Origin of the sequence: Thermocrinis jamiesonii, from assembly GCF_000702425.1 — a bacterium.
Taxonomy (GTDB): Bacteria; Aquificota; Aquificia; order Aquificales; family Aquificaceae; genus Thermocrinis; species Thermocrinis jamiesonii.
Window position 1 is genome coordinate 262,632 of sequence record NZ_JNIE01000002.1, and the last position, 20,920, is coordinate 283,551.

A 20,920-nucleotide genomic window follows, 5' to 3' on the forward strand; every position below is an offset into this window, starting at 1 on the left:
ATGCATAGGGGAAATCTATTCCAACCTTGCTTCTTTTATGTTGGTCTTAAGCCAAAGGTTTCCTCTGATCTCAAAAAATCTCTTTTGAAGCTCTATAAGCTGTTTTATACCACCCATAGCTAAAGCAAACATCTTTTCAAACTGCTCTTTTGTAAAGGTGTATTCCTCACCCATTGCCTGAATTTCGGATATTTTGCCATCGTCCGTTGCTACCAAGTTCATATCAACCTTAGCTTCTGAATCTTCCTCAAAGTTAAGATCCAAAAAAACTTCATCTCCCACTATACCCACGCTCACCGCCGCTACAAAGTTTTTTATGGGGGTAGAGTTTAAAATTCCTTCGTTGTATAGCTTTATCACCGCATCCGCAAGTGCAACAAAGGCACCAGTTATTGAGGCAGTTCTCGTTCCGCCGTCCGCTTGTAAAACATCGCAGTCTATCCAGAAGGTTCTTTCTCCAACCTTTGTAAGATCCAAGGCAGTGCGCATAGCTCTGCCGATCATGCGTTGTATTTCGTGCGTCCTACCCCCAATCCTTCCCGATACCGATTCTCTTATGTTTCTCGTCTGTCCAGCCCTCGGAAGCATAGAGTATTCAGCAGTTATCCACCCCTGCCCTTTGCCCTTTAAAAAAGGAGGAACACCGTCCTGAACAGAGACAGCGCATATAACCTTTGTATTTCCAAACTCTACCAAAACAGACCCTTCAGGGTATTTAAGATAATCCCTTTGAATTCTTACAACCCTTAGTTCGTTGGGCTTTCTTCCGTCCTTTCTCAAACCTTAGCTCCCATAGCCTTAGCTTTTTCGACCACTTCCTCTATGGTACCAACCATGTAGAACGCCATCTCAGGCAGATGATCATACTTACCACTTAGTATTTCTTTAAAGCTTCTTATGTTGTCCTCAAGTCTTACGTACTTTCCGGGCATGCCAGTAAATTGCTCTGCTACGTGGAAAGGCTGAGCCAAGAACCTTTGAATTCTCCTTGCCCTATTGACAATTGCCTTGTCCTCCTCAGATAGCTCCTCCATTCCAAGTATGGCTATTATTTCCTGAAGCTCTTTGTATCTTTGTAAAATCCTCTTTACTTCCATCGCAGTTTCGTAGTGTTCCGTTCCTACAAACTCCGGTGCTAAATATTTGGATGTGGATTCCAGTGGATCAACCGCAGGATATATACCAAGCTCTGCCAACCTTCTTGCAAGCACCGTGGTTGCATCCAAGTGTGCAAAGACCGAATAGGGTGCTGGATCCGTTATGTCGTCTGCAGGCACATAAACCGCCTGTATGGAAGTCAGAGAACCTTTCTTTGTGGATGTTATCCTCTCCTGCACTTCACCCACGTCTGTGTTTAGTGTGGGTTGATATCCTACTGCAGAAGGAAGCCTTCCAAGCAGTGTGGAGACCTCAGACCCTGCTTGCACAAAGCGGAATATATTGTCTATGAAAACGAGCACGTCCTGACCTTCTACATCCCTGAAGTATTCTGCCATGGTTATGCCAGTTTGTGCAACTCTAAACCTAACACCCGGAGGCTCGTTCATCTGTCCATAAACCATCACCGTATAGGGAAGAACGCCTGACTCTTTCATTTCGTGCCAAAGGTCATTTCCTTCCCTCGTCCTTTCGCCCACGCCTATAACCACAGAAAAACCTTTGTGGAACTTGGCAATGTTGTGTATAAGCTCTTGCATTAGGACCGTCTTTCCAACTCCAGCACCACCAAAGAGTCCTACCTTTCCACCTTTCACGTAAGGCTCCAGAAGGTCTATTACTTTTATACCAGTTTCCAGGATCTCTACCTTTGTAGATTGCTCTTCAAGTGGTGGTGGTTCTCTAAACATGGGCCAATACTCTTCCGCATTTACAGGTCCCGCTTCGTCTATGGGCTTACCCACCACGTTGAATATCCTTCCAAGGGTAGCTCTACCTACCGGCACCTTGATGGGTCCTCCCAAGTATTCCACCTCCTGTCCTCTAACCAAACCATCGGTAGGACCTAAGGCTATGCTTCTAACCCTGCTTTCTCCTATGTGCTGTGCAACTTCAAGGAACAGTTCTTCTTGAGTCCAATTGCCCCTGTCGTCTATAAACCGCCTTATGGTTTTTAAACCATGCCTTACTGGGGGCAGATCCTTTCCAGAAAATTCTACGTCCACAACAGCTCCTATTACTTGAACTATCCTTCCTTTCATTTTTCCCTCCTGAGTTTTTATTTTACCACAAAAAGGTATTTCAGGACTTCTCTGCTTGCAGTTTGTATCCCCCTTCCATCCACCCCTCCGGATAATACCAATCTCTGAAGAAAGTGTATCCCAATCTCCTCAGCTTGCTTCCCAGCCTTGTTTGCTCGGGCGGAATCCCTACTTTTAGTTCCTTAAGAGTTTGTGGATCGTTGTAGTATTCAACAAAGAGCCTTCTGTAGCATTCACTGATAAGAGAAAGCAAAACATCCTCTGCAGGACTGCCAAAAAATTCTTCTTCTATATGAAAGAGCTCTATCCATTCCTTGTAGTATGGTTTTCTTCCATAGAAGGCTTTGGCAAACAGAAGGCGCCTTTCGTTTAAGTTTATGGTGTAGTTTTCCTCTTCTGCAAACCTCCCTCCTGTTACAGACACCAAAACCAATGTGCCCTGAGGGAGAGCTATTCCATTTTTTAGAGTTTCTTTGATATACTCAAAACAACTCACGATATATATTTTAACTACCGAGTTAGGATATTTTGAATTCTCCTTAGAAGTTCTTCGTGGCTGATGGAAGTCCTAAAGCCTTCGGGTTTAAAGTGGGTTTGCTTTCCTTCAAAAAGTCTTAGGATCTTGTTCTTTGGTGGAAGGTTTGGTATTTTAAAAGCCTTTGCCAAGGCAGAAAGAGTGTAAAATCCTACGGACTTTATTTTAGACTCTTCCTTTATGGTTTTTAACACTTTGATCGTTTCTTGAGAAAGTTCCACACTACCCCTAAGAGCCCAAACCCTTTGTAAAAAGTCCTCATCCCAAAGCTCACCTACCCACAAAGGACCAGCTATCAAAAGTCTATTACCGCAAAAAGGACAGGAACTCCTTATGCTCTCAATGGATACACTTTCCCTATAAAGGCACTTATCGCAGTAAAGGAGATAGCCAATGTTTTTAACTATCTGATCTGTCCTTTTTGCTCCGATATCCTTCATTAAGAATACCTTAAAGTGATGCTTGTAGGAGTAGGAAAAGATGGGTCTGAAGGCGTAATCGTGCTTTGCCCCTTCTTCTACGATCTTTTTTATAAGGATTCTTATGCCCACTTCATGGTAGAATTCACAGTCCAAAAGGGGTTTGCTGGCATACCTTCTTATGCAAGTGTTAGGATATGTCCCAGAAAGCACGGAAGTATCTGTAGCGGTAACGGAAAGTATGCCTCCCCTTTTTACTGGGAATACCGCAGAATCTAAAAAAGGAATTGAAGAACCGTATGGGTCAATATCCACATAATCACAGTTTCTGAGGCGTCTCAGAAGTAGTGAAGCATCTTCTGAGTATATATCCACCTTGCTTGGGTCTATTTGGTTTAACCTTAAGTTCTCCTTAAAGTTTTCCACAGCCCTTTGACTTATGTCGTTGTATATAACCTTAGAAACTGTGGGTACTTCTAAGAGAAACCTCAAGGCCCTTATCCCACTGGCACCCATAGGATCGCATACTACCAGATTTTCCCCCTCCATCGCATTTACTATCAGAAGGCTCATGTCCCTGTTTATGACCATAGCCGGGTTGTAAAAAACCGGCATGTCTGAAGAGACTACTTCAGGCACTTGAACATTCACTATGGCTTTCCCTTCTCTTATCATGCTAATCTGTGTTTTTTAACCGTATCTACAACAAGCTTTACCTTACTGAGCTCCATATCTGGAGAAAGCCCATGGCCTAAGTTAAATATGTATTTTGTCCTTCTTGGAATTTTTTTCAAAAGCTCCACAACCTTTCTTTGCAATACTTCCTCTTCGCAGTATAGCACCGATGGATCAAGATTGCCCTGAAAAGTTCTTGCATCCCTCTCCATCCATCCAAGCATATCTACGGTCCAATCCACTGAAAAGGCGGAAACAGGCAGTCCCTTTAGAATTTCCAAATACTCCCCTGACCCTCTATAAAAGTATATCACCGGAACCTTTAGTTCTTGCTTTAATCTTTGGAAAAAGTCCTTCAAAAGGAGGGCATAGTCTTTAAGGTTTTCGTAAGGTATGTGCATAAGCCAGCTGTCAAAGACTTGCACCAAATCCGCACCTGCTTTTACCTGTCCCTTAAGGTATTCCACCAAATTATCAGACAGCAAGCTCAGAAATTTACGATACTCCTCTTCCCTTTGCCACATAAATAGCTTTGCCTTTTTGAAGTCTGTATTACCTTTTCCTTCCACCGTATAGACAAACAAAGTCCAAGGACCTCCACAAAAGCCTATGACTGGCACTTCTTTTTGCACTGCTTTAACACCTTTGACTATCTCATTCACAAACTCCGTATCTTTGCTTGTTATCCTTTTAAGCCCATCTACCCTTTGGTCCCACTCCAGCTTTGGACCTTCACCCTCTTCAAATCTTACCAATATACCCATAGGTTCCAAAGGCACCAAGATATCGGAAAATATGATTATTGCATCAACTCCAAGAAGTTCTAAAGGGAGCAAAGACACCTTTACCGCAAGATCTACGTTTTTGCAAAAACTTAAAAAGTCCTTCTCCTTTTCCCTTAGCTGACGGTATTGGGGCATATATCTGCCCGCTTGACGCATAAGCCAGACAGGAAACCTCTCTATCTTTTCGCCCTCAAGACTCTTTAAAAGAAGCATCTTTTTATTTTATTTAATCTTATACCTTCCTTTCAAACCTTAGCCTTTTTGGAAGCTCCTCCAACCAACCAAGGGCTATGACAAAGTTTTTCTCTACAAGCCTTTTAATCTTAGGAAGTTCTTTATGAAGCTCTTCCAGATCCTCCTTTTCAAGCTTGGGGAGCTCATCTAAAATTTGCTGAAGCTCAGACAATGCTTTTTCAGGATTGAAGGGGTCAGTAAGGAGCTCTTCAAGCTTTCTTAGCTTTTCTTTCATACTTGAGCACTACCATTAGTATTAGGGAGCTCAACGCCATGAAAATTGACACTATCTGATTCCAAGTAAGTCCTATGGGCTGTATGGGTGGAGTGACGCCTCTGTAGAATTCCAGGAAAAACCTCAGAGCTCCATAAAGTAGCATGTAAAGTGCAAACAAAAAGCCGTCAAAGGGCTTTCGCTTGCTGAAAAGAAGCAGTATGAAAAATATAACAAGCAGTCCTAAGAATTCCATAAGCTGTGTGGGATAAAGGGGCATATATGGTGGTGCAACCGCACCTTCTGGAAATACCACGTAGAAAAAGGGAAACTTATCTGAAAAGTGTATGCCCGGATTTATGTTTTCTGCCAAAAAGGGTTTGCCATAACAACAGCCCGCAGAGGTGCAACCAAGCCTTCCTATGCTATGAGCTATTGCTACCGCTATTACGCTTAGGTCTGCTATCTTCCAGATGGGAAGTTTGTATTTGTATGTGCCTATTAAAACACCCACAATGCCCCCTATTAAACCCCCAAAGAAGGTAAGACCTCCCTGCCATATGGCAAAGACATCGGCTATGCTCTTTATTTGCTCCGGATGTTCCATAATGTAGGTTATTCTTGAGATAACTATGCCAAAGATCAAAGCCAAAAGCAAAGTATTTTCTATATGATTGACGTTCAGCCCTTCCTTTTTCCCTAATCTCAAAAGCAGAAAATAAGCCAAAAATACTCCCATTGCTACCAAAACGCCGTAGGTGTATATCTTTATCCCAAAGACTTCAAACAAAACGGGAAACATTAAAAGCTAACCTCCTCTATGTTTATTGTAAAGCTAAGGTCTTCAATGCTTACCTTCACCCTTTTGTAATAGCCTTCTTTAGTTCTAATGCCGTAGTTCAAAGTTATAAGCCTTTCCTTTTTCCTGTCCAGTATTTCCACCTTACTTAGATCTCCATCTTTAAAGTAATGCCTTATCATATAATCCCCCACTTCTCTACTTAGGATTACTCCTTCAGAAGAGCAGGAAACCTTTTCTTCGCCAGTCAGTAGCGCACCAAAGATTATTCCGTCCGGTCCAAAGGGTAGATCAAAGCATACACTATTAGCACAAAGGCCCTTTTTGTCAAAGGACAGGCTGGGGATTTTTGGACCTTGAATGGTATATTTGCTGTTGTCCTTTTCCAGTTTAAAAGGTATCTTCAATGCTCCGTAGGATACATATATAAAGCTTGAATATCTTTTTGGCGCTTTATCTTCTGAGTAGTTCAGCACAACAGTTGGGTCCATTCTGCAGACCATGGGAGCGCAGGAAAGGACAAAGCACAGAGCCATGGATAAATAGACTTTCATGGTAATTCTTTTCTGATGCGCACCGCTTCGTAGTGTGCGATTAAGCCCTCTGCCTTGGCTATATGCTGGGCATGATCTGCTAGTTTCTCAAACCCTTCCTTAGAAACATACATAAAAGAGCTTCTTTTGACAAAGTCATAGACACCAAGGGGAGAAAAAAATCTTGCGGTGCGCCCTGTCGGAAGTGTGTGGTTTGGTCCCAAAAGGTAGTCTCCCAAAGGTTCGGTGCTGTAGGCACCCAAAAACACAGCTCCCGCATGTTTTATTTTAGGTAAAAGAGAGAAGGGATCTTTTACCATAAGCTCCAAATGCTCGGGTGCTATATAGTTGGCTACTTCGCAGGCTTGATCAAGGTCCTCCACCAAAAACACCGTCCCAAACCTTCCTATGGACTTTTGAGCTATGTCCTTTCTTGGAAAGTCCTCCATGATCTGTTTTAGCTTTTCCACAACTTGGACTGCATGCTTTTCATCTGTAGTAATCAAAAATGCTCCAGCCAGCTCGTCGTGTTCTGCCTGAGACAGCAAATCCCAAGCTATCCACTTAGGATCTACCGTTCCATCGGAGATCACGAGCACCTCAGAAGGTCCAGCGATCATGTCTATATCCACCACACCAAAAAGCAGTTTTTTGGCAATGGTAACGTATATGTTGCCCGGACCCACAATCTTATCAACCTTTGGCAAACTTTCTGTCCCATAAGCAAGGGCTGCTATGGCTTGCGCCCCTCCCACTCTAAAAACTCTGCTTACGCCAGCTATAAACCCTGCAGCTAAGGTGTATTTGTTAGGCTTGGGAGATACCATAATGATCTCCTTCACTCCAGCTACCACCGCAGGCACAGCATTCATAAGAACGGTAGATGGATAGACCGCCTTTCCCCCCGGCACATACAAACCCACCCTCTCCAAAGGAATAACTCTCATCCCAATAAGTATGCCTTCTTCCTCTGTTATAAAGGAGTTTTCCAACTGCTTTTCGTGAAATCTCTTTATTCTTTCGTGGGCAATCTCCAAAGCTTGCCTAACTTCAGGCTCAATCTCCTCGTAAGCTTTTTCAAGCTCTTCGTATGGCACTTCCAAGTCTTCTTCTTTTAGCTCTTCCCCGTCAAACTTTTTGGTGAATTCCAAAAGTGCTTTGTTGCCTTCCTCTTTAACCTTCTTTATTATCTCTTTTACAACAGGCTCGTATTCTTCGGTAATGATTTCTCCTCGGGACATTACAAACTTAAGCCTGCTGTTAAACTTCCAAGCGATATTCCTAAGGTCCTCTATGTGCATAAGCTAATATCTTAATAGATTTTTTCCAATATAATAATAGTTCATCCACAATCTTAGGAGGTAGAGCGTTGAAAAATATAGTAATCACACCTATGACCTTTGAGCCTGTCTATGCTCAACCGGCGGAAATAGTGGAAAGGAAGGGGATAGGGCATCCGGATACTATATGCGACTACTTGGCGGAAAACCTATCTAAGGAACTGTGCAAATGGTATTTAGAAAACTTTGGCGCAGTTATGCATCACAACGTAGATAAGGCTTTGTTAGTTGGAGGGGTAGCAAACGTGCGCTTTGGTGGAGGGGAAATTGTAGAGCCTATTGAAATACACTTAGTGGGTAGAGCGGTTTTGGAAAAAGACGGAAAAAAGCTTGATAATGTGGAGGAGTTTGTAATAAACACCGCAAAGGAGTGGATAGGAAAGCATCTGAGGAATATTGACATAGAAAAACACATAAGAATCTATCCAAAAATAAGGCCGGGTAGTAAGGATTTGGTTGAACTTTTTGAAAGGTTTCAGAAAAAGGGAGATATTCCCTTAGCAAACGATACATCCTTTGGTGTGGGCTTTGCACCTTTGGATACCTTAGAAAGGGCAGTTTATGAAACTGAAACCTTTTTAAACTCCGAACAGATGAAAAGCGTTCATCCAGAAATAGGAGAGGATATAAAGGTTATGGGGGTCAGAATAGGAGAAAGGATAAGGCTTACGGTTGCGCTTGCTTTTGTAAGCAAATACATAAAGGACATTGACGAATACTTTCAAAGGAAGGAAGAGATAATGCGCAAGGTGAAAGCCCATGTTCAGGATGTCATAGGTAAGGAGGTGGAGCTTTTCATAAACACTGCAGACAGCAGGGAAAACGAGAGTGTCTATATAACAGTAACGGGGACTTCTGCGGAGCACGGAGACGATGGACAGGTAGGTAGAGGAAACAGGGTCAATGGACTGATTACTCCATACAGGCCTATGAGCTTGGAGGCAGCAGCGGGCAAAAATCCTATATCCCACATAGGCAAAATTTACAACACAGTGGCAAACAAAATAAGCAAAAGGGTTGTTGAGGAAATTGAAGAGGTAGAAGAAGCTTACTGTTATATAGTTTCCCAAATTGGGAAGCCAATAAACGAGCCTCAGGTTTTGGATGTAAAGGTAAGGACAAAAAAGGATCTAAAGAGCATAGAGGAGTTGGCAAAGCGTATAGCCCAAGAAGAGCTAGAGCTTATGCCAGAAGTTTGGAAAGGATTTGTAGAAGGTAAGTATCCCGTCGCTTAGAGCTTACTTTTGCACTTTGAACAAAAATCTCTACCCTTCCTATCCACTTCAAAAACCGAATTGGAGAAGTTCATCACACACCCAGGAGTTTTACAATGCAAAAGGCCAAAGGTATGTCCAAGCTCGTGGTTTATCTCCTTAAACACCCTTTCAAAGAAAATCCTTTCGTCCTTGTGAAAAAGCCTGTGTGTGCTAACAAGGGCACACCTTCCACCTAACTCGCCAATGCCAAAGACAAAGTTTAAGTTATCTTCGTAGATATCAACGTCAGTTATGCCTATCAGCTTTAGCATGCTTGGTAGTTCAACAGCCCTCATACGGTCCAAAATTTTGTTAGCTATGAATTGCCCCCTTTTTGGATCGTAAGCATCACGGTAATACACAGGCACATCAGATATTCTTACCTCAAAACCAAAAATTTCCTTTATATTCTTTGCACCAGCAAGCAAAAGTCTTTTTTGAACATTCCCTATGGCTATCATATAGATAAACATCAATACAGGCAAGGAGTACGTTCAGAAAGAGGGCAAACCTTTAGTATAATTGCAACTGCTACCGAGTATTCTTTTTCGTGTGAGAGGGAGATCAAGAGGTTAAGGTTGTTTAGCCCTTCCCTTAAGAGTTTAACCTTTGCGGGTTTGCCAAAATCTCCCAGTATTTCTATCTCAGAAAACCTCAGAAGAATGCCAGTATGCTGATAAACTGCCTTCAGGACTGCCTCCTTCCCAGCCCATCTGGCAGATAAACAGGCTATGTAGTCTGCCTGAGCTTTGCAGTATTCCAACTCAGAAGGTGTGTATATACGCTTTAAAAACCTCTCTCCAAACTTATCCACCGCATTCTTTATCCTCCTGTTGGAAACAATATCCACCCCTATCAACTACTCCACCTCTACCCTGTATTCTACCTTTTTCAGTTCTTTTAGTTCATCCGGTAGCTGGCTTAACTGCTGAAGGACCCTCTCTCTAATGTCCTTTAACGAAGGCAGTGGAAAGGTTAGCTTCTTTACCAAACCACCTTCCTCATATCTAATTACCCTGTCGTAGTGAAATTTACCATCCTTGAAGTATCTTAATACCTGTCTTTTGTAGGGAAAGGTTTTTTTGCCTGGACTTTCTTTAAATTTTGGCTTTCCTTCATACTCCACCAATTTGTAGGCTATGTCCAAGTATGGAGCATCTGAGGATGTCAAAACTTTTGTTCCGACGCCGAAGGCATCTATCGGCACACCTTCCGAAAGCCACCGCTCTATGTCATACTCATCTACCCCACCGCTGACCAAAATTTTCACATCCTTAAAACCTTCCTCGTCTAAAAGTCTTCTAACTTCCCTGCAAAGCTGAGGGATCTCTCCGCTATCTATTCTCACACCCAAAACTTTTATCCCTTCCTTCATAAGCTTTAAAGCCTTGCGCGCCCCCTCAACCGTATCGTAGGTATCTATCAAAAGAAAAACCTTGTCTGGAAAGCTTTTTGCGAAAGCTCTAAAGGCTTCTTCCTCTTCATCAAAGACCATTATGTAAGAGTGTGCCATAGTGCCAAAGACCGGTATTCCATAGTGCATACCAGCCTGAAGGTTTGAAGTTCCATTAAAGCCTCCCACATAACAAGCCCTTGCACCCAAAAGCCCAGCCATAGGAGAATGGGCCCTTCTTAAACCAAAATCTACCAAAGTCTTACCTTTAGCTGTAAGATAGCTTCTGACAGCCTTTGACGCTATGACAGTTTCAAAGTGTATGGTGTTAATAACCAGTGTTTCTATAAGTTGGGCTTTGGGGAGGGAGCCTTCTACTTGAACGATGGGCTCATTTTGAAAAAAGATCGTCCCCTCTTCCATCACATACAGGTCTATGTCCAACTCCAGCTCTCTTAAATAATCCAAAAACCACTCCTTGAATATGCCTAAGCTTTTTAGATACTTTAACTCTCTGTCTCCGAATTTGTAATTTTCTAAGTTTTTAATTAGCGTTTCAAGACCGCAGGCTACCAAAAAGTTTCTCTCTTTTGGAAGCTTTCTGACGAAAAGACTAAAGACCGCTTTCCCCGTTTTCCCATGCTCCAAATAACTCTGCGCCATAGTTAGCTCATAAAGATCAGTTACTAAGGCTGTGCTTTCCATAATTTCTTTGCTCATTCAAAAACTGCTTTTGCTAAATTGTAATATAAGTCGGTGGTTTTGTTCAAGAAATTCCCAAGCTATAATAGATATTAAGCTTTTCGGAGGATAAAAATGGGAAAGAAAATAAGGATTGCTATTGCGGGTGTGGGCAATTGCGCAAGCGCTTTGATTCAGGGAATTCACTACTATGAAAAACATCGGACTGATAATGTAAGTGGTTTGATGTTTGAAGATGTTGGAGGATACAAGCCATGGGATATAGAAGTTGTTGCTGCGTGGGACATTGACGCAAGAAAGGTTGGAAAGGACATATCCGAAGCCATCTTTGCTCCACCTAATTGCACCACCATATTTGAGTCGGATATTCCAAAAAAGGGTGTGAAGGTAAGGAAGGGTAAAGTGCTTGATGGTTTTGCCCCACACATGGCTAACTATCCACCAGACCGCACCTTTGTGCTTTCCGATGAAAAGGAAGACGAGCTTGAGGATGTGGTAAGCGTTCTAAAAGAAACAGAGGCGGATATTCTTATAAACTACGTTCCTGTTGGTTCAGAACAAGCGGCAAGGTTTTACGCAGAAGCTTGCCTTAGGGCGGGCGTTTCTTTCATAAACGGTATGCCCACCTTTATAGTTTCGGACCCGGAGTGGGCAAAGCGTTTTGAACAAGAGGGAATACCAGTGGTAGGAGATGACATAAAGTCTCAGGTGGGAGCAACCATAGTCCATAGAACCTTGGTCCAACTTTTCACAGACAGGGGGGTAAAAATAGACAGAACCTACCAGCTAAACTTCGGTGGAAATACAGACTTTCTCAATATGCTTGAAAGAGAGAGGCTAAAAACTAAGAAGATATCAAAAACTTCTGCAGTAGAATCCCTGCTCCCTTACGACATAGGGGACGGGAACATACACATAGGACCTTCCGATTGGGTGCCTTGGCTAAAAGACAGAAAGATCGCATACATAAGAATTGAGGGAAGGCTTTTTGGAGATGTGCCCATGTATTTGGAGTTAAAGCTTGATGTGGAAGATTCACCAAACAGTGGAGGTTCTATGATAGATGCCATAAGGTGTTGTAAGCTTGCAAGGGATAGAGGCATTGGTGGTCCTCTGTATTCCATAAGCGCTTATACTATGAAACATCCACCCATACAGTATCCTGATTGGCAGGCAAGAAAGATGGTGGAGGAGTTTATAAGAGGTGAAAGGGAAAGATGAAAGAGAGGCTTTTTACACCAGGTCCTGTGGAGATCCCAGAAAGGGTCAGAAGGGTCTTAGGGGATCAGATAATCCACCACAGAACGGAGGAATTCAGAAGGTCCTTTTTAGAAGTTAGAGAGCTCTTCAAAAGGTTGGTAGAAGATCTCTCAGAAAACTTTGTCTTTTTTGCAAGCTCTGGCACCGGTGCTATGGAAGCAAGTATTCTAAACTTCTTTGAGGAAGGAGACAAAGTAATAGTGGTAAATGGTGGAAAGTTTGGGGAGCGGTGGCTAAATCTGGCAAAGCATTGGGGATTAAACCCTGTGGAGTATAAAGTGGAGTGGGGTAAATCTGCTGATCCGGATAAGGTAAAGGAACTTTTGGACAAAAATCCAGACTGTAAAGGAGTGCTTTTGCAAATATCAGAAACATCCACAGGTGCCTATCATCCCACGAAGGAAATAGGTTATATATGCAGGGAAAGGGATGTTTTGTTGGTAGCAGACGCAATAACAGCCCTTGGAGTTTATAAAATTGTGCCCTCTGAATGGGGCATAGACGTTCTCGTAGGAGGTTCCCAAAAGGGACTACTTTTGCCTCCAGGACTTTCTGTGCTTTGGTTTTCGCAGAGGGCAGAAAGGAGTCTAAAGGAAAGGGCTTTTTATTTCAGTATAAAGAAAGAGCTCAAAAAACAGCTGGAAGGTCAAACCGCTTGGACACCAGCCATAAGCTTAATACTGGCTATGAAGGAAAGCTTAAGCATGCTTTTGGAAGAGGGGATGGAAAAGGTTGAAAAAAGACACAGAGCCCTTTCAAGGGCAACTCTCAGCGCTATAAAGGTTTTAGGTTTAAAACAGTTTGCCCAAAACCCATCCATTTCTGTGTCCGCTATAGCTTCCGAGCAAGCAGAAAATATAAGAAGAGAGCTTTTAAAATACGGCATAAGAACTGCTGGTGGTCAAGATGAGTTAAAAGGAAAGATCTTTAGAATCTCCCACATGGGAGTGGATCCAAAGGATGGCTTGATGCTTATAGGTATGCTGGAGGTAGTGCTTAAAAAGCTTGGTATTTGCCAAAGATTGGGAGAGGGTGTAAAAGCATACTCTGAAGTTTTTATAGAAAGTGGGTTATGGTAAAGCTATTTTTGGTCAGGCATGCAGAAAGCGAGTGGAACCCCGTAGGTAGATACCAGGGGCTTTTGGACCCAGAACTTTCCGAAAGGGGAAGAGTACAAGCTAAGCTTTTGGCAAGCGCCTTTGAAAAGGAAAAGATTGACGTTATTTATTCTTCCCCCTTAAAAAGGACCTATCAAACCGCTGTAGAGATCGCAAGCAAGCACAATCTGGAAGTGATAAAAGAGAAAAGGATAATAGAGATAGACCACGGTGTTTGGTCTGGCATGCTCGTAGATGAAGTAAAAGAAAAGTATCCGGAGGATTTTAGAAGGTGGTTGGAAGAACCGCACAAGGTTAAATTTGAAGGGGGAGAGTCCTTAGAGGAAGTTCATGAAAGGGTAAGGGAGTTTTTGAAGTTTGTAAAGGAAAACCACCAAAATCAAACAGTAGTGGCGGTTTCTCATACAGTTCCCATAAGGGCAATGTTGTGCGCCCTTTTGGATATAGATCTGTCTAAGTTTTGGGCCTTTGGTTGTGACAACGCAAGCTATACTTTGGTGCATATGCAGGAAGAAAGAAATGTTATAGTTAAGCTTAACATAACCTGTCATTTGGGAGAATGGTATGTTGAAGCTCATAGCGCTCTTTAGCCTTTTTACGTTTCTGTTTGGCTTTTCGCAAATAAAAAAAGAGTTCGATCTTCAGGTGGAGATAGTCGCAAAGGAACTTGAAGAAAAGCCAAAACTTTATCCACCGGAAAAACTACCTTTGGAGGAATCCAAGGTTTTAGACCTTTCCCCAAAGCTTTTGCAACCACCCAAAGAGATGGAATTTGTGCCAGTTTTATCCATCAAAGAAGAGGGCTTAAGTTGTGGAAAACCTAAGGACGCCATAGCCTATAAGAAAGGGGTAGATCACTACCTTGCAGGAAACTTTGACCAAGCGGAGAAAGAGTTGGAAACAATTCTTGTTATGGGGTCCCCTTACAGACCTATGGCAGAATACGTTTTAGGTTTGATAAAACTAAGACAAGGACAAAAGGCTCAAGCCAAAAACCTTTTTGAAAACTCCTGCAAATACTCGCACAGATACAAAAAAGCATCGTGCGAACTCTATTATGCCCTCAGTTTTGAGTTAGAAGGCACAGTTCCAAAAAACCGAGATAAGTTTTGGAGCGTGGTGTATGAAGTTAGCAAAGGCAATTATAAGGTTCCGTCTTGTGAAGGTGTGGTATTTGGCAAATACTGCGCTTACATAGGGGACTTTGTAAAGGGTGAAATAAACACAGATTACAAAGACAGCACAAAAATCAGAAAGGCTATCATACTTTTTGAAAGTGGTCAATTGGAAAAAGCCAAGGAAATACTTAACGAGTATTCAAAACCGGCTAAGCCCTACAGGGATATTGCTCTTTATTATTTGGGACTTATAGCTCTACAAGAAAACGACCCGCAATTAGCATACAGATACGCAAGCTTACTGGAAACCATCAACAAAGACTACGCTTACTCTTTATACTCTTCCATTGCGTCAAAGGGTGTGCTTTGGGCTCGGCTAACCTACGGCATAACAAAAAATAAGGCATTTTTAAATGTAGCAGGCATTCTTGCATACAACAACAAAGACTATCAGCTTGCCTTCTCAAACTTTCTGGAAGCTAAAAATTTAAGGTATGCGGTTTATTCTCTTATCAGAAAAGGAGACTATAAAACCGCCTACAAACTTTTGAAGGAGAAAAAGGAAAAAGACAGGGAAGATTACCTATGGCTTTTGGAATCTGCCTATTGGGCAGACATACCTGTGGAAGATGTATTAAACTCCATCAAGGATAAGTATGTGGAATTGTATCGGGAATACTTAGGATGGAGCTATTTTAAAAAGGGAGATTGGTCTTCTGCCCTAAAATACTTTGACAACCCAGAACACAAAGCTTTGTGCTATTTTAACCTTAAGAAATACCAAGAAGTTTTGAACATCTTACAGAAAGTTTCATCCCGCAAAGCTAACATCCTAAAAGCCAAGTCCGCACTCTTTTTGAACAACCCTTCTTTGGCAAGGAGCTTCCTTTCTCCAAACTCGGACGAAGAGTTATACCTTCTGGGCATAAGTTTCTTTATGGAGGAAGACTACGACAGAGCTATTGAATATTTTAGTAAAGTTTCAAAGGAAGGTCCCTTTGGTCCAAAAGCTTGGATGAAAATAGCCGATGCTCTTTACAACTTGGGAAAAGTAGAGGAAGCAAAGGCTACATACTGGAACATCCTAAGAAGCTTTCCCGACGATCCGATGGCAAGTCAGGCTGTGTTAGCCCTTTTGGAAGTAGGCACTGACCTACCAGATACCAAGAAGGAAGAGCTTATAAGAGAATATCTGACGAAAAATCCAAACACGCCATACGCTAAGGAGCTGAAATATCAATTAGCAGATATCTTGATAAACAGAGGAGAAAAAAAGGAAGCGCAAAAGCTTTTGGTAGAGCTTTACGAGGAGGGGGGAGATTTAAAATACAAAGCACTACTTAAACTCGCAAGCATTGAGGAAGACAAAAACAACAAGGCGGTGCTTTTGTATAAGGTTTATAAAGAGGGGAATACGGAAGAATCCACTCAGGCAAGAAAAGAACTGATAGCTTTATACACTCAGCTGGGAGACATGCTAAGCGCTGCGGAGCTTTTGGAGGGTGGAGACTTCCAGGAAAAGGAAAAAGCCATAGAGCTTTATGTAAAGCTAAGCCAATGGCAAAAAGCTCTGAATCTTTCGAAAGAACTTATGAAGGTTGGTTTCAGAAGTCAAACCTTTGAGGCCAATCTTATGAAGATCTACCAAAACATAAAGGATGAAAGCTTGCTTGACTACCTGATAGAAAGCGCAGACATAGATACGTCCGCCAAGGCTAAATTGGAAAAGGCTTTAACTTTAAAGGCTATGAACAGACCAAAGGAAGCTCTTGAGTATTTGGTGGATATATCCATCAACCACAAGGGCTCATCTGTCTATAATTTTGCTATAATGGAAGGTGTGCGGTTATTTTTGGACCTTGGCTTGAAGAAAGATGCGAGCTGTTTTCTGGAGAGGTTTGATTTAAAAAGCTCTTCTGAAGAAGAAAGGATTAAGATTGAGCATTTGAGGGAGAGCCTTCCAAAGTGTGAGGTGAGATGATGGAAGAGATTGTTCTTCTTTTGAAGGCAGGCGGTTTTGCCATGTATCCCCTTTTGCTTTTATCCATAGTTTCTTGGACTATTGTGGTTGAAAGGCTTATAAACCTGCGAAGCTCTAACTTTATACCAAAAAACCTCAAAGACATTAAAAATCTAATACTAAACGGGGATTTAGATAGTGCCTACAAGATTCTTTCCTTAGATCATACGCTCCTTGGCAAAATCCTCCAAAGGTTACTGGAAAACCATGTAAAGCATGGATTATCAAAAAAGGAACTTATGGAGTTGGTAAGGTCAGAAATAGACCTTTTGGTGTCAAAGGTAGAAAAGAACTTAGCCATACTATCCACAATTGCCAGTTTATCTCCTTTAATAGGTCTTTTTGGCACAATTACGGGTCTTATAAAGGTATTTAGATCCTTCTCCTTAAGTCAGTCAGAAACCGCACTAAACCTTCTTTCTGCTGGTATAGGGGAAGCACTGGTGGCAGCGGCCACAGGTCTGGCGGTTGCTATTCCAGCTCTTTTCTTCTATTGGGTATTTAGAATATGGGGCAATAGCATAATAAACAAGTTAGAAGAGGAAGCAATTGAATTTGTAAGGGGTCTTCCGTGAGAAGAAGAAGGCTTAGCTTTGACGAAAGGGCATACATAGATGTGGTGCCACTTGTGGATACACTTTTGGCGGTTTTTCTCTTCCTTGCAGTGCTTGCCTTTCAATCTCCCATAACTTTACTTGCAGTTAAACTTCCCCTTGCAAAAGAGGGAGAAAGAAAGGAAACTTCTAAAGTTTTTACTGTTCAGGTATTAAAAAATGGAGATTACTTAGTAGAGGGTCAAAAAAAGAGCTTGGAAGAGATAGTGCAGGTTTTGAAAGACAAAAAGCCAGAGAGGTTGGTCATACAGGCGGATGAGGAAACTCTCCATAAGTTTGTGGTCCAGCTTATAGACACAGCAAAAGCTCAGGAAGTTCAGGAAGTGCTTATAGCAACGAGAAAAAGGCTCTGATGTTTTTCTTTAAAAAGCTCTTATCCTACTTTATCCTTCCACCTGGGATATTTCTGATAGTCTTTTTGGTAATAGCCATCTTAAGTAAAAAGAACAAACCCGTTAAGATCTTGTCTCTAAGCTCTGCTCTTTTTATCTATATTCTTTCTATAGAGCCAACAAAGGATCTGCTCTATAGGCCCTTGGAAACTGCCTATGCTATACCTTCGGAACTAAAGGGAGATGCCATAGTAATTCTGGGGGGCGGAGCGTATAGGACTGGTATTCTTAAAGAGGATTCTACGAAAAGACTTCTTACAGGTTTTACACTTCACAAGCAAACCGGACTGCCTCTAATCCTCTCTGGTGGCACCTCTGTGAGCGTTCTTCCAGAGGCAGAGATAATGAAGTCTGTGCTTGTTAGTTTGGGGGTAGACAAAGGTGCCATACATTCAGAGGTAAACAGTAGGGATACGGAGGAAAATGCGATGGAGGTAAAAGCCCTTTGCCAAAGGTTAAAATGTAAAAGGATTATACTGGTTACCTCCGCTTACCATATGAAAAGGGCTGTAATGTCCTTTGAGAAGGCAGGTTTGGAAGTAATTCCCTATCCTACTGATTTTAAAAGGGATCTAAGGTATAACCTTTACAGTTTCTTGCCTAAGATGAGTGTAATGGCAGACAGCTACAAAGCCTTGAGGGAGCATTTGGGTTTGATCTGGTATTCTTTTAGGTTGGATGGATAAGAAGTTTTACGTATCCGGTGGAGGAACGGGTGGACATTTTTTCCCAGCACTTGCCTTGGTGGAGTGCCTAACTGAAAAAGGGCTAAGCTGTGAGTTTTTCGGTGCAGAAAGAGGTATAGAAAAGAAGCTAAGTCATCTTATAAGCGTAGAAAAACGTTTCCTTAATGTTCATCCATTCTTAGGTAAGTCTTTGAGGGATAAGCTTAGGTCCTTACTTAGCCTGTTTTTTTCTTCCTTAAGACTATACCAAGATCTAAGGAGCAACAGCGTTAGCGTAGTTTTTGGTGGTTACGCGAGCCTCCCCTTAGGCATTGCCTCTGTTTTAAAGGGAATCCCTCTTTTTTTACACGAGCAGAATTCCATTCCGAGCACTACCAACCAAGTTTTAAGCAAGTTTGCAAGGTTGATCTTTTTATCCTTTGAACACTCCAAAAGATTTTTTCCTTCGGAAAAAACGGTGAAAGCGGGCATACCTGTTAGAAAGTCTTTGTTGGAAGGTTTAAAGCTTTCTCAAAGGGAAGCCAGAGAAAAGCTTAACTTGGAAGATAGGGAAACTCTCCTTGTTATTGGTGGAAGTCAAGGGGCATCCTTTTTAAACAATTTGGCGGTGGATATTTTCAAAAAAACTGGACTTCAGGGCATACACATAACGGGAGAAAAGGAATACGAAAGTTTAAAGCGGGCTTATGAGGGTATGCCCGTGCTGGTGCTTCCTTTTACAGAAAGGATGGATTTGATATACAGAGCTTGTAGTATTGCCATAAGTAGGGCTGGTGCAAGCTCTATTGCTGAGCTTTCTCTTTACGGCGTTCCATCCCTCTTCATTCCGTATCCTTACGCGGTAAAGAACCATCAATATTACAACGCAAAAGAGATAGAAGAGCTTGGGGGAGGTTTTGTCCTCAGACAAGAGGACGCAGACCTTACAAAAGCGCTAAAGCTTATGGATAAACTATTGTCGGATAGAGAAAAGTTTTCAAAGGGAATCAGAAGTTTTGCGGAGCCTCAAGCTTGCGAAAAAATCGCCGAGCACATTCAACAGTTCCTTTTGACCTATTCCTAACTCTTCAAAACTTATCAGTCTATCCTTGAGAACCTCCTTTGGCACACCCGTTATTCTTTGAGCAAAATCGTAATCAAATCTTAAAAAAAGGCTTCCGTGTAACAAAAAACTCCTCTTTAGACCCCTCATAGCGCAGGCTACGATCTTCTTTCCCCCGTAGGTTAATTCACCAAAGGTAGGATGGTAAAAGCAAAAGTATCCATCGTATGCACCGCTATACTTGGAAATTTCTAATGTTATCCCAAACTTTTCAAGATGTTTCTTTAAAGAGTTCATAAAGCTTAGGTAAATAACTTTGTAATTTTTCCCCCACCTTTCCTTAAGGTCCGCGACAGAGAAGGATATATCCCATCCGTGCAGTAAGGCACCCCCACCTGTGGGCCTTCTAACCACACAAACGGGAAATTCCCTAAGTTCTTGAAAAAGCCCAACGCTTACCGTAGGCTCTTTCCAAGCGTAAAGCCTAAAAAGGGGTCCCATACCCTCCTCAGCCTTCAAAAGATTCTGAAAGTCCCTTTTCATGTTTTCAGTGCCACTTAACACTTCAATCATTCAAAAACCACCTGAAGTTTTTCAAGCTTTAGGTCTTTTAAAAGCTGGTAGTCCTTCTTTATGTCCCTTCCCGCTCTGGTTAAATAGCCTCCCACCATCATGGCGTTTGCCATAAGAACAGCCATACCGTAAAAGTCCCTCAAAGTTTGTTCCCTTCCTCCACACAGCCTTAGCTCTGCCTTAGGGTTTGTTAGCCTAAACATGGCAATGATCCTCAGTGCTTCTAAGGGTGATACCCCCGGAGCCTTTTCCAGTGGCGTGCCTTCAATGGGCATTAAAAAGTTCAGAGGGATGGAATCTACTTCAAGCTCTTGGTATGTTAAGGCTAAATCCACTCTGTCTTCGTCCGACTCTCCCATTCCAAATATACCCCCACAGCAGGTGGATAGTCCCAAAGCCTTTATTCTTTTTATAGTTTCGTATCTTTCTTCCCAACTGTGGGTGCTTACAATCTTTGGGAAAAAGCTCTTAGAAGCTTCCAGATTGTGATTTACTCTCTTTACTCCAGCTTCCTTTAGTTTTTTGAGGGATTCCTCATCCAAAGTTCCTGCAGACACGCACACGTTTATGGGAAGCTTTTCCACTTGCTTTATCCTCTCCACGCTTTGCTTTATTCTTTCCACCTCTTCCTGTGTCGCAGACTTTCCACTCAAAACTACACAGTATCTGTTAGCCCCAAATTCCACTGCCCTGTAAGCCCCTTCTACTATCTCTTCCTCAGGCACCAGTGGATACACATTGATGGGTGTTTTGTAAAACTTGGATTGGGCGCAAAAACTACAGTCTTCAGAACAAGCCCCGCTCTTTGCGTTTATGATGGAACATAGTTCTATTTTGTTTGCCTCATGAAACTTGCTCTTAACCTTTTGGGCACAATACACCAGCAAGGCTATGTATTCATCCGGTGTGCGCAAAATTTTTAGGGCTTCCTCTCTACTTAGCTTTTCACCTTCAACAACTTTATTGGAAACATCTATCAAAAACTTTTCCCATCTGTCCATGACTTACCTCCAG

At 42.2% G+C, this 20,920-nt stretch carries 23 protein-coding genes; 9 read left to right on the forward strand and 14 right to left on the reverse strand.

Annotation, left to right across the window (positions count from 1 at the left end; all coding sequences use genetic code 11):
• Positions 1-15: 15 nt before the first annotated feature.
• Genes rph through hisD form a run of 9 tightly spaced genes read right to left on the reverse strand, consistent with a single transcriptional unit; the run spans position 16 to position 7,693 of the window.
• Complete coding sequence (gene rph, locus K217_RS0101475) at positions 16-780, reverse strand: ribonuclease PH (protein ID WP_029551367.1); 765 nt, start codon at positions 778-780, stop codon at positions 16-18.
• Entirely contained in the window at positions 777-2,198 is a 1,422-nt protein-coding gene (gene atpD / locus K217_RS0101480; RefSeq protein WP_029551368.1) for a F0F1 ATP synthase subunit beta, read from the reverse strand. Before atpD ends, rph begins: the two co-directional genes overlap by 4 nt.
• A 40-nt stretch (positions 2,199-2,238) precedes the next feature.
• Complete coding sequence (locus tag K217_RS0101485; protein ID WP_029551369.1) at positions 2,239-2,694, reverse strand: DUF1122 family protein; 456 nt, start codon at positions 2,692-2,694, stop codon at positions 2,239-2,241.
• Between the two features lie 14 nt (positions 2,695-2,708).
• Complete coding sequence (locus tag K217_RS0101490) at positions 2,709-3,827, reverse strand: tRNA (guanine(10)-N(2))-dimethyltransferase (RefSeq protein ID WP_029551370.1); 1,119 nt, start codon at positions 3,825-3,827, stop codon at positions 2,709-2,711.
• Positions 3,824-4,825, reverse strand: a complete 1,002-nt coding sequence (hemE, locus tag K217_RS0101495; protein WP_029551371.1) for a uroporphyrinogen decarboxylase — start codon at positions 4,823-4,825, stop codon at positions 3,824-3,826. Before hemE ends, K217_RS0101490 begins: the two co-directional genes overlap by 4 nt.
• A gap of 19 nt (positions 4,826-4,844) precedes the next feature.
• The gene (locus K217_RS0101500) at positions 4,845-5,081 is read right to left on the reverse strand and encodes a hypothetical protein (protein WP_029551372.1); all 237 of its coding nucleotides are present in this window, start codon (positions 5,079-5,081) and stop codon (positions 4,845-4,847) included.
• On the reverse strand, positions 5,056-5,862 hold the full coding sequence (gene lgt / locus K217_RS0101505) for a prolipoprotein diacylglyceryl transferase (RefSeq protein WP_029551373.1): 807 nt from the start codon (positions 5,860-5,862) through the stop codon (positions 5,056-5,058). Before lgt ends, K217_RS0101500 begins: the two co-directional genes overlap by 26 nt.
• Positions 5,862-6,413 carry a hypothetical protein gene (locus K217_RS0101510; RefSeq protein ID WP_029551374.1) on the reverse strand — a complete coding sequence of 184 codons (552 nt, stop codon included), beginning with the start codon at positions 6,411-6,413 and terminating at the stop codon, positions 5,862-5,864. The genes lgt and K217_RS0101510 overlap by 1 nt, the downstream gene beginning before the upstream one ends.
• Entirely contained in the window at positions 6,410-7,693 is a 1,284-nt protein-coding gene (gene hisD / locus K217_RS0101515) for a histidinol dehydrogenase (protein ID WP_029551375.1), read from the reverse strand. Before hisD ends, K217_RS0101510 begins: the two co-directional genes overlap by 4 nt.
• A 68-nt stretch (positions 7,694-7,761) precedes the next feature.
• On the opposite strand from hisD, the gene K217_RS0101520 reads away from it, so the two are divergent.
• A complete protein-coding gene (locus K217_RS0101520; RefSeq protein ID WP_029551376.1) occupies positions 7,762-8,967 on the forward strand; it encodes a methionine adenosyltransferase in 1,206 nt (401 codons plus the stop codon).
• Here the strand turns inward: K217_RS0101520 and K217_RS0101525 are convergent.
• From K217_RS0101525 to K217_RS0101535, 3 genes are read right to left on the reverse strand one after another with little or no spacing between them, the layout of a single operon-like run.
• The gene (locus K217_RS0101525) at positions 8,964-9,461 is read right to left on the reverse strand and encodes an archaemetzincin family Zn-dependent metalloprotease (protein WP_029551377.1); all 498 of its coding nucleotides are present in this window, start codon (positions 9,459-9,461) and stop codon (positions 8,964-8,966) included. The two genes, K217_RS0101520 and K217_RS0101525, sit on opposite strands and share 4 nt — an antisense overlap.
• Positions 9,461-9,838, reverse strand: coding sequence for a holo-ACP synthase (gene acpS, locus K217_RS0101530; protein WP_231476979.1), 378 nt, complete (start codon positions 9,836-9,838; stop codon positions 9,461-9,463). Before acpS ends, K217_RS0101525 begins: the two co-directional genes overlap by 1 nt.
• Positions 9,839-9,847: 9 nt before the next feature.
• Entirely contained in the window at positions 9,848-11,101 is a 1,254-nt protein-coding gene (locus tag K217_RS0101535) for a nicotinate phosphoribosyltransferase (RefSeq protein WP_231476967.1), read from the reverse strand.
• A 96-nt stretch (positions 11,102-11,197) separates the two neighbouring features.
• Between K217_RS0101535 and K217_RS0101540 the strand changes: the two genes are divergently transcribed.
• The 8 genes from K217_RS0101540 to murG are packed head-to-tail and all read left to right on the forward strand — an operon-like array spanning position 11,198 to position 19,354.
• Positions 11,198-12,304 carry an inositol-3-phosphate synthase gene (locus K217_RS0101540; protein WP_029551380.1) on the forward strand — a complete coding sequence of 369 codons (1,107 nt, stop codon included), beginning with the start codon at positions 11,198-11,200 and terminating at the stop codon, positions 12,302-12,304.
• Positions 12,301-13,422, forward strand: a complete 1,122-nt coding sequence (locus K217_RS0101545) for a pyridoxal-phosphate-dependent aminotransferase family protein (protein WP_029551381.1) — start codon at positions 12,301-12,303, stop codon at positions 13,420-13,422. Before K217_RS0101540 ends, K217_RS0101545 begins: the two co-directional genes overlap by 4 nt.
• The gene (pspA, locus tag K217_RS0101550; protein ID WP_029551382.1) at positions 13,416-14,051 is read left to right on the forward strand and encodes a phosphoserine phosphatase PspA; all 636 of its coding nucleotides are present in this window, start codon (positions 13,416-13,418) and stop codon (positions 14,049-14,051) included. Before K217_RS0101545 ends, pspA begins: the two co-directional genes overlap by 7 nt.
• Positions 14,026-16,560, forward strand: coding sequence for a tetratricopeptide repeat protein (locus K217_RS0101555; RefSeq protein ID WP_029551383.1), 2,535 nt, complete (start codon positions 14,026-14,028; stop codon positions 16,558-16,560). The genes pspA and K217_RS0101555 overlap by 26 nt, the downstream gene beginning before the upstream one ends.
• Complete coding sequence (locus K217_RS0101560; protein WP_029551384.1) at positions 16,560-17,174, forward strand: MotA/TolQ/ExbB proton channel family protein; 615 nt, start codon at positions 16,560-16,562, stop codon at positions 17,172-17,174. The genes K217_RS0101555 and K217_RS0101560 overlap by 1 nt, the downstream gene beginning before the upstream one ends.
• Positions 17,171-17,566, forward strand: a complete 396-nt coding sequence (locus tag K217_RS0101565; protein ID WP_029551385.1) for an ExbD/TolR family protein — start codon at positions 17,171-17,173, stop codon at positions 17,564-17,566. The genes K217_RS0101560 and K217_RS0101565 overlap by 4 nt, the downstream gene beginning before the upstream one ends.
• Complete coding sequence (locus K217_RS0101570) at positions 17,566-18,291, forward strand: YdcF family protein (protein WP_029551386.1); 726 nt, start codon at positions 17,566-17,568, stop codon at positions 18,289-18,291. The genes K217_RS0101565 and K217_RS0101570 overlap by 1 nt, the downstream gene beginning before the upstream one ends.
• A complete protein-coding gene (gene murG, locus K217_RS0101575) occupies positions 18,284-19,354 on the forward strand; it encodes an undecaprenyldiphospho-muramoylpentapeptide beta-N-acetylglucosaminyltransferase (protein ID WP_038028058.1) in 1,071 nt (356 codons plus the stop codon). Before K217_RS0101570 ends, murG begins: the two co-directional genes overlap by 8 nt.
• Here the strand turns inward: murG and K217_RS0101580 are convergent.
• Both K217_RS0101580 and bioB read right to left on the reverse strand, forming a co-directional pair.
• Entirely contained in the window at positions 19,268-19,906 is a 639-nt protein-coding gene (locus K217_RS0101580) for a lipoyl protein ligase domain-containing protein (protein ID WP_052178027.1), read from the reverse strand. The genes murG and K217_RS0101580 overlap by 87 nt on opposite strands.
• A complete protein-coding gene (gene bioB, locus K217_RS0101585) occupies positions 19,903-20,907 on the reverse strand; it encodes a biotin synthase BioB (RefSeq protein WP_029551389.1) in 1,005 nt (334 codons plus the stop codon). Before bioB ends, K217_RS0101580 begins: the two co-directional genes overlap by 4 nt.
• Between the last annotated feature and the right edge of the window lie 13 nt (positions 20,908-20,920).

Bases quoted from the DNA above. Each gene is read 5' to 3' on its own strand.
- K217_RS0101525 (WP_029551377.1), bottom strand. From the start codon at position 9,461: ATGTTTATCTATATGATAGCCATAGGGAATGTTCAAAAAAGACTTTTG.
- K217_RS0101545 (WP_029551381.1), top strand. From the start codon at position 12,301: ATGAAAGAGAGGCTTTTTACACCAGGTCCTGTGGAGATCCCAGAAAGG.
- bioB (WP_029551389.1), bottom strand. From the start codon at position 20,907: ATGGACAGATGGGAAAAGTTTTTGATAGATGTTTCCAATAAAGTTGTT.
- K217_RS0101555 (WP_029551383.1), top strand. From the start codon at position 14,026: ATGTTGAAGCTCATAGCGCTCTTTAGCCTTTTTACGTTTCTGTTTGGC.
- murG (WP_038028058.1), top strand. From the start codon at position 18,284: ATGGATAAGAAGTTTTACGTATCCGGTGGAGGAACGGGTGGACATTTT.
- K217_RS0101535 (WP_231476967.1), bottom strand. From the start codon at position 11,101: ATGAGCAAAGAAATTATGGAAAGCACAGCCTTAGTAACTGATCTTTAT.
- K217_RS0101560 (WP_029551384.1), top strand. From the start codon at position 16,560: ATGGAAGAGATTGTTCTTCTTTTGAAGGCAGGCGGTTTTGCCATGTAT.
- K217_RS0101510 (WP_029551374.1), bottom strand. From the start codon at position 6,413: ATGAAAGTCTATTTATCCATGGCTCTGTGCTTTGTCCTTTCCTGCGCT.
- atpD (WP_029551368.1), bottom strand. From the start codon at position 2,198: ATGAAAGGAAGGATAGTTCAAGTAATAGGAGCTGTTGTGGACGTAGAA.
- K217_RS0101490 (WP_029551370.1), bottom strand. From the start codon at position 3,827: ATGATAAGAGAAGGGAAAGCCATAGTGAATGTTCAAGTGCCTGAAGTA.
- K217_RS0101540 (WP_029551380.1), top strand. From the start codon at position 11,198: ATGGGAAAGAAAATAAGGATTGCTATTGCGGGTGTGGGCAATTGCGCA.
- pspA (WP_029551382.1), top strand. From the start codon at position 13,416: ATGGTAAAGCTATTTTTGGTCAGGCATGCAGAAAGCGAGTGGAACCCC.
- K217_RS0101570 (WP_029551386.1), top strand. From the start codon at position 17,566: ATGTTTTTCTTTAAAAAGCTCTTATCCTACTTTATCCTTCCACCTGGG.
- hisD (WP_029551375.1), bottom strand. From the start codon at position 7,693: ATGCACATAGAGGACCTTAGGAATATCGCTTGGAAGTTTAACAGCAGG.
- K217_RS0101580 (WP_052178027.1), bottom strand. From the start codon at position 19,906: ATGATTGAAGTGTTAAGTGGCACTGAAAACATGAAAAGGGACTTTCAG.
- hemE (WP_029551371.1), bottom strand. From the start codon at position 4,825: ATGCTTCTTTTAAAGAGTCTTGAGGGCGAAAAGATAGAGAGGTTTCCT.
- K217_RS0101500 (WP_029551372.1), bottom strand. From the start codon at position 5,081: ATGAAAGAAAAGCTAAGAAAGCTTGAAGAGCTCCTTACTGACCCCTTC.
- lgt (WP_029551373.1), bottom strand. From the start codon at position 5,862: ATGTTTCCCGTTTTGTTTGAAGTCTTTGGGATAAAGATATACACCTAC.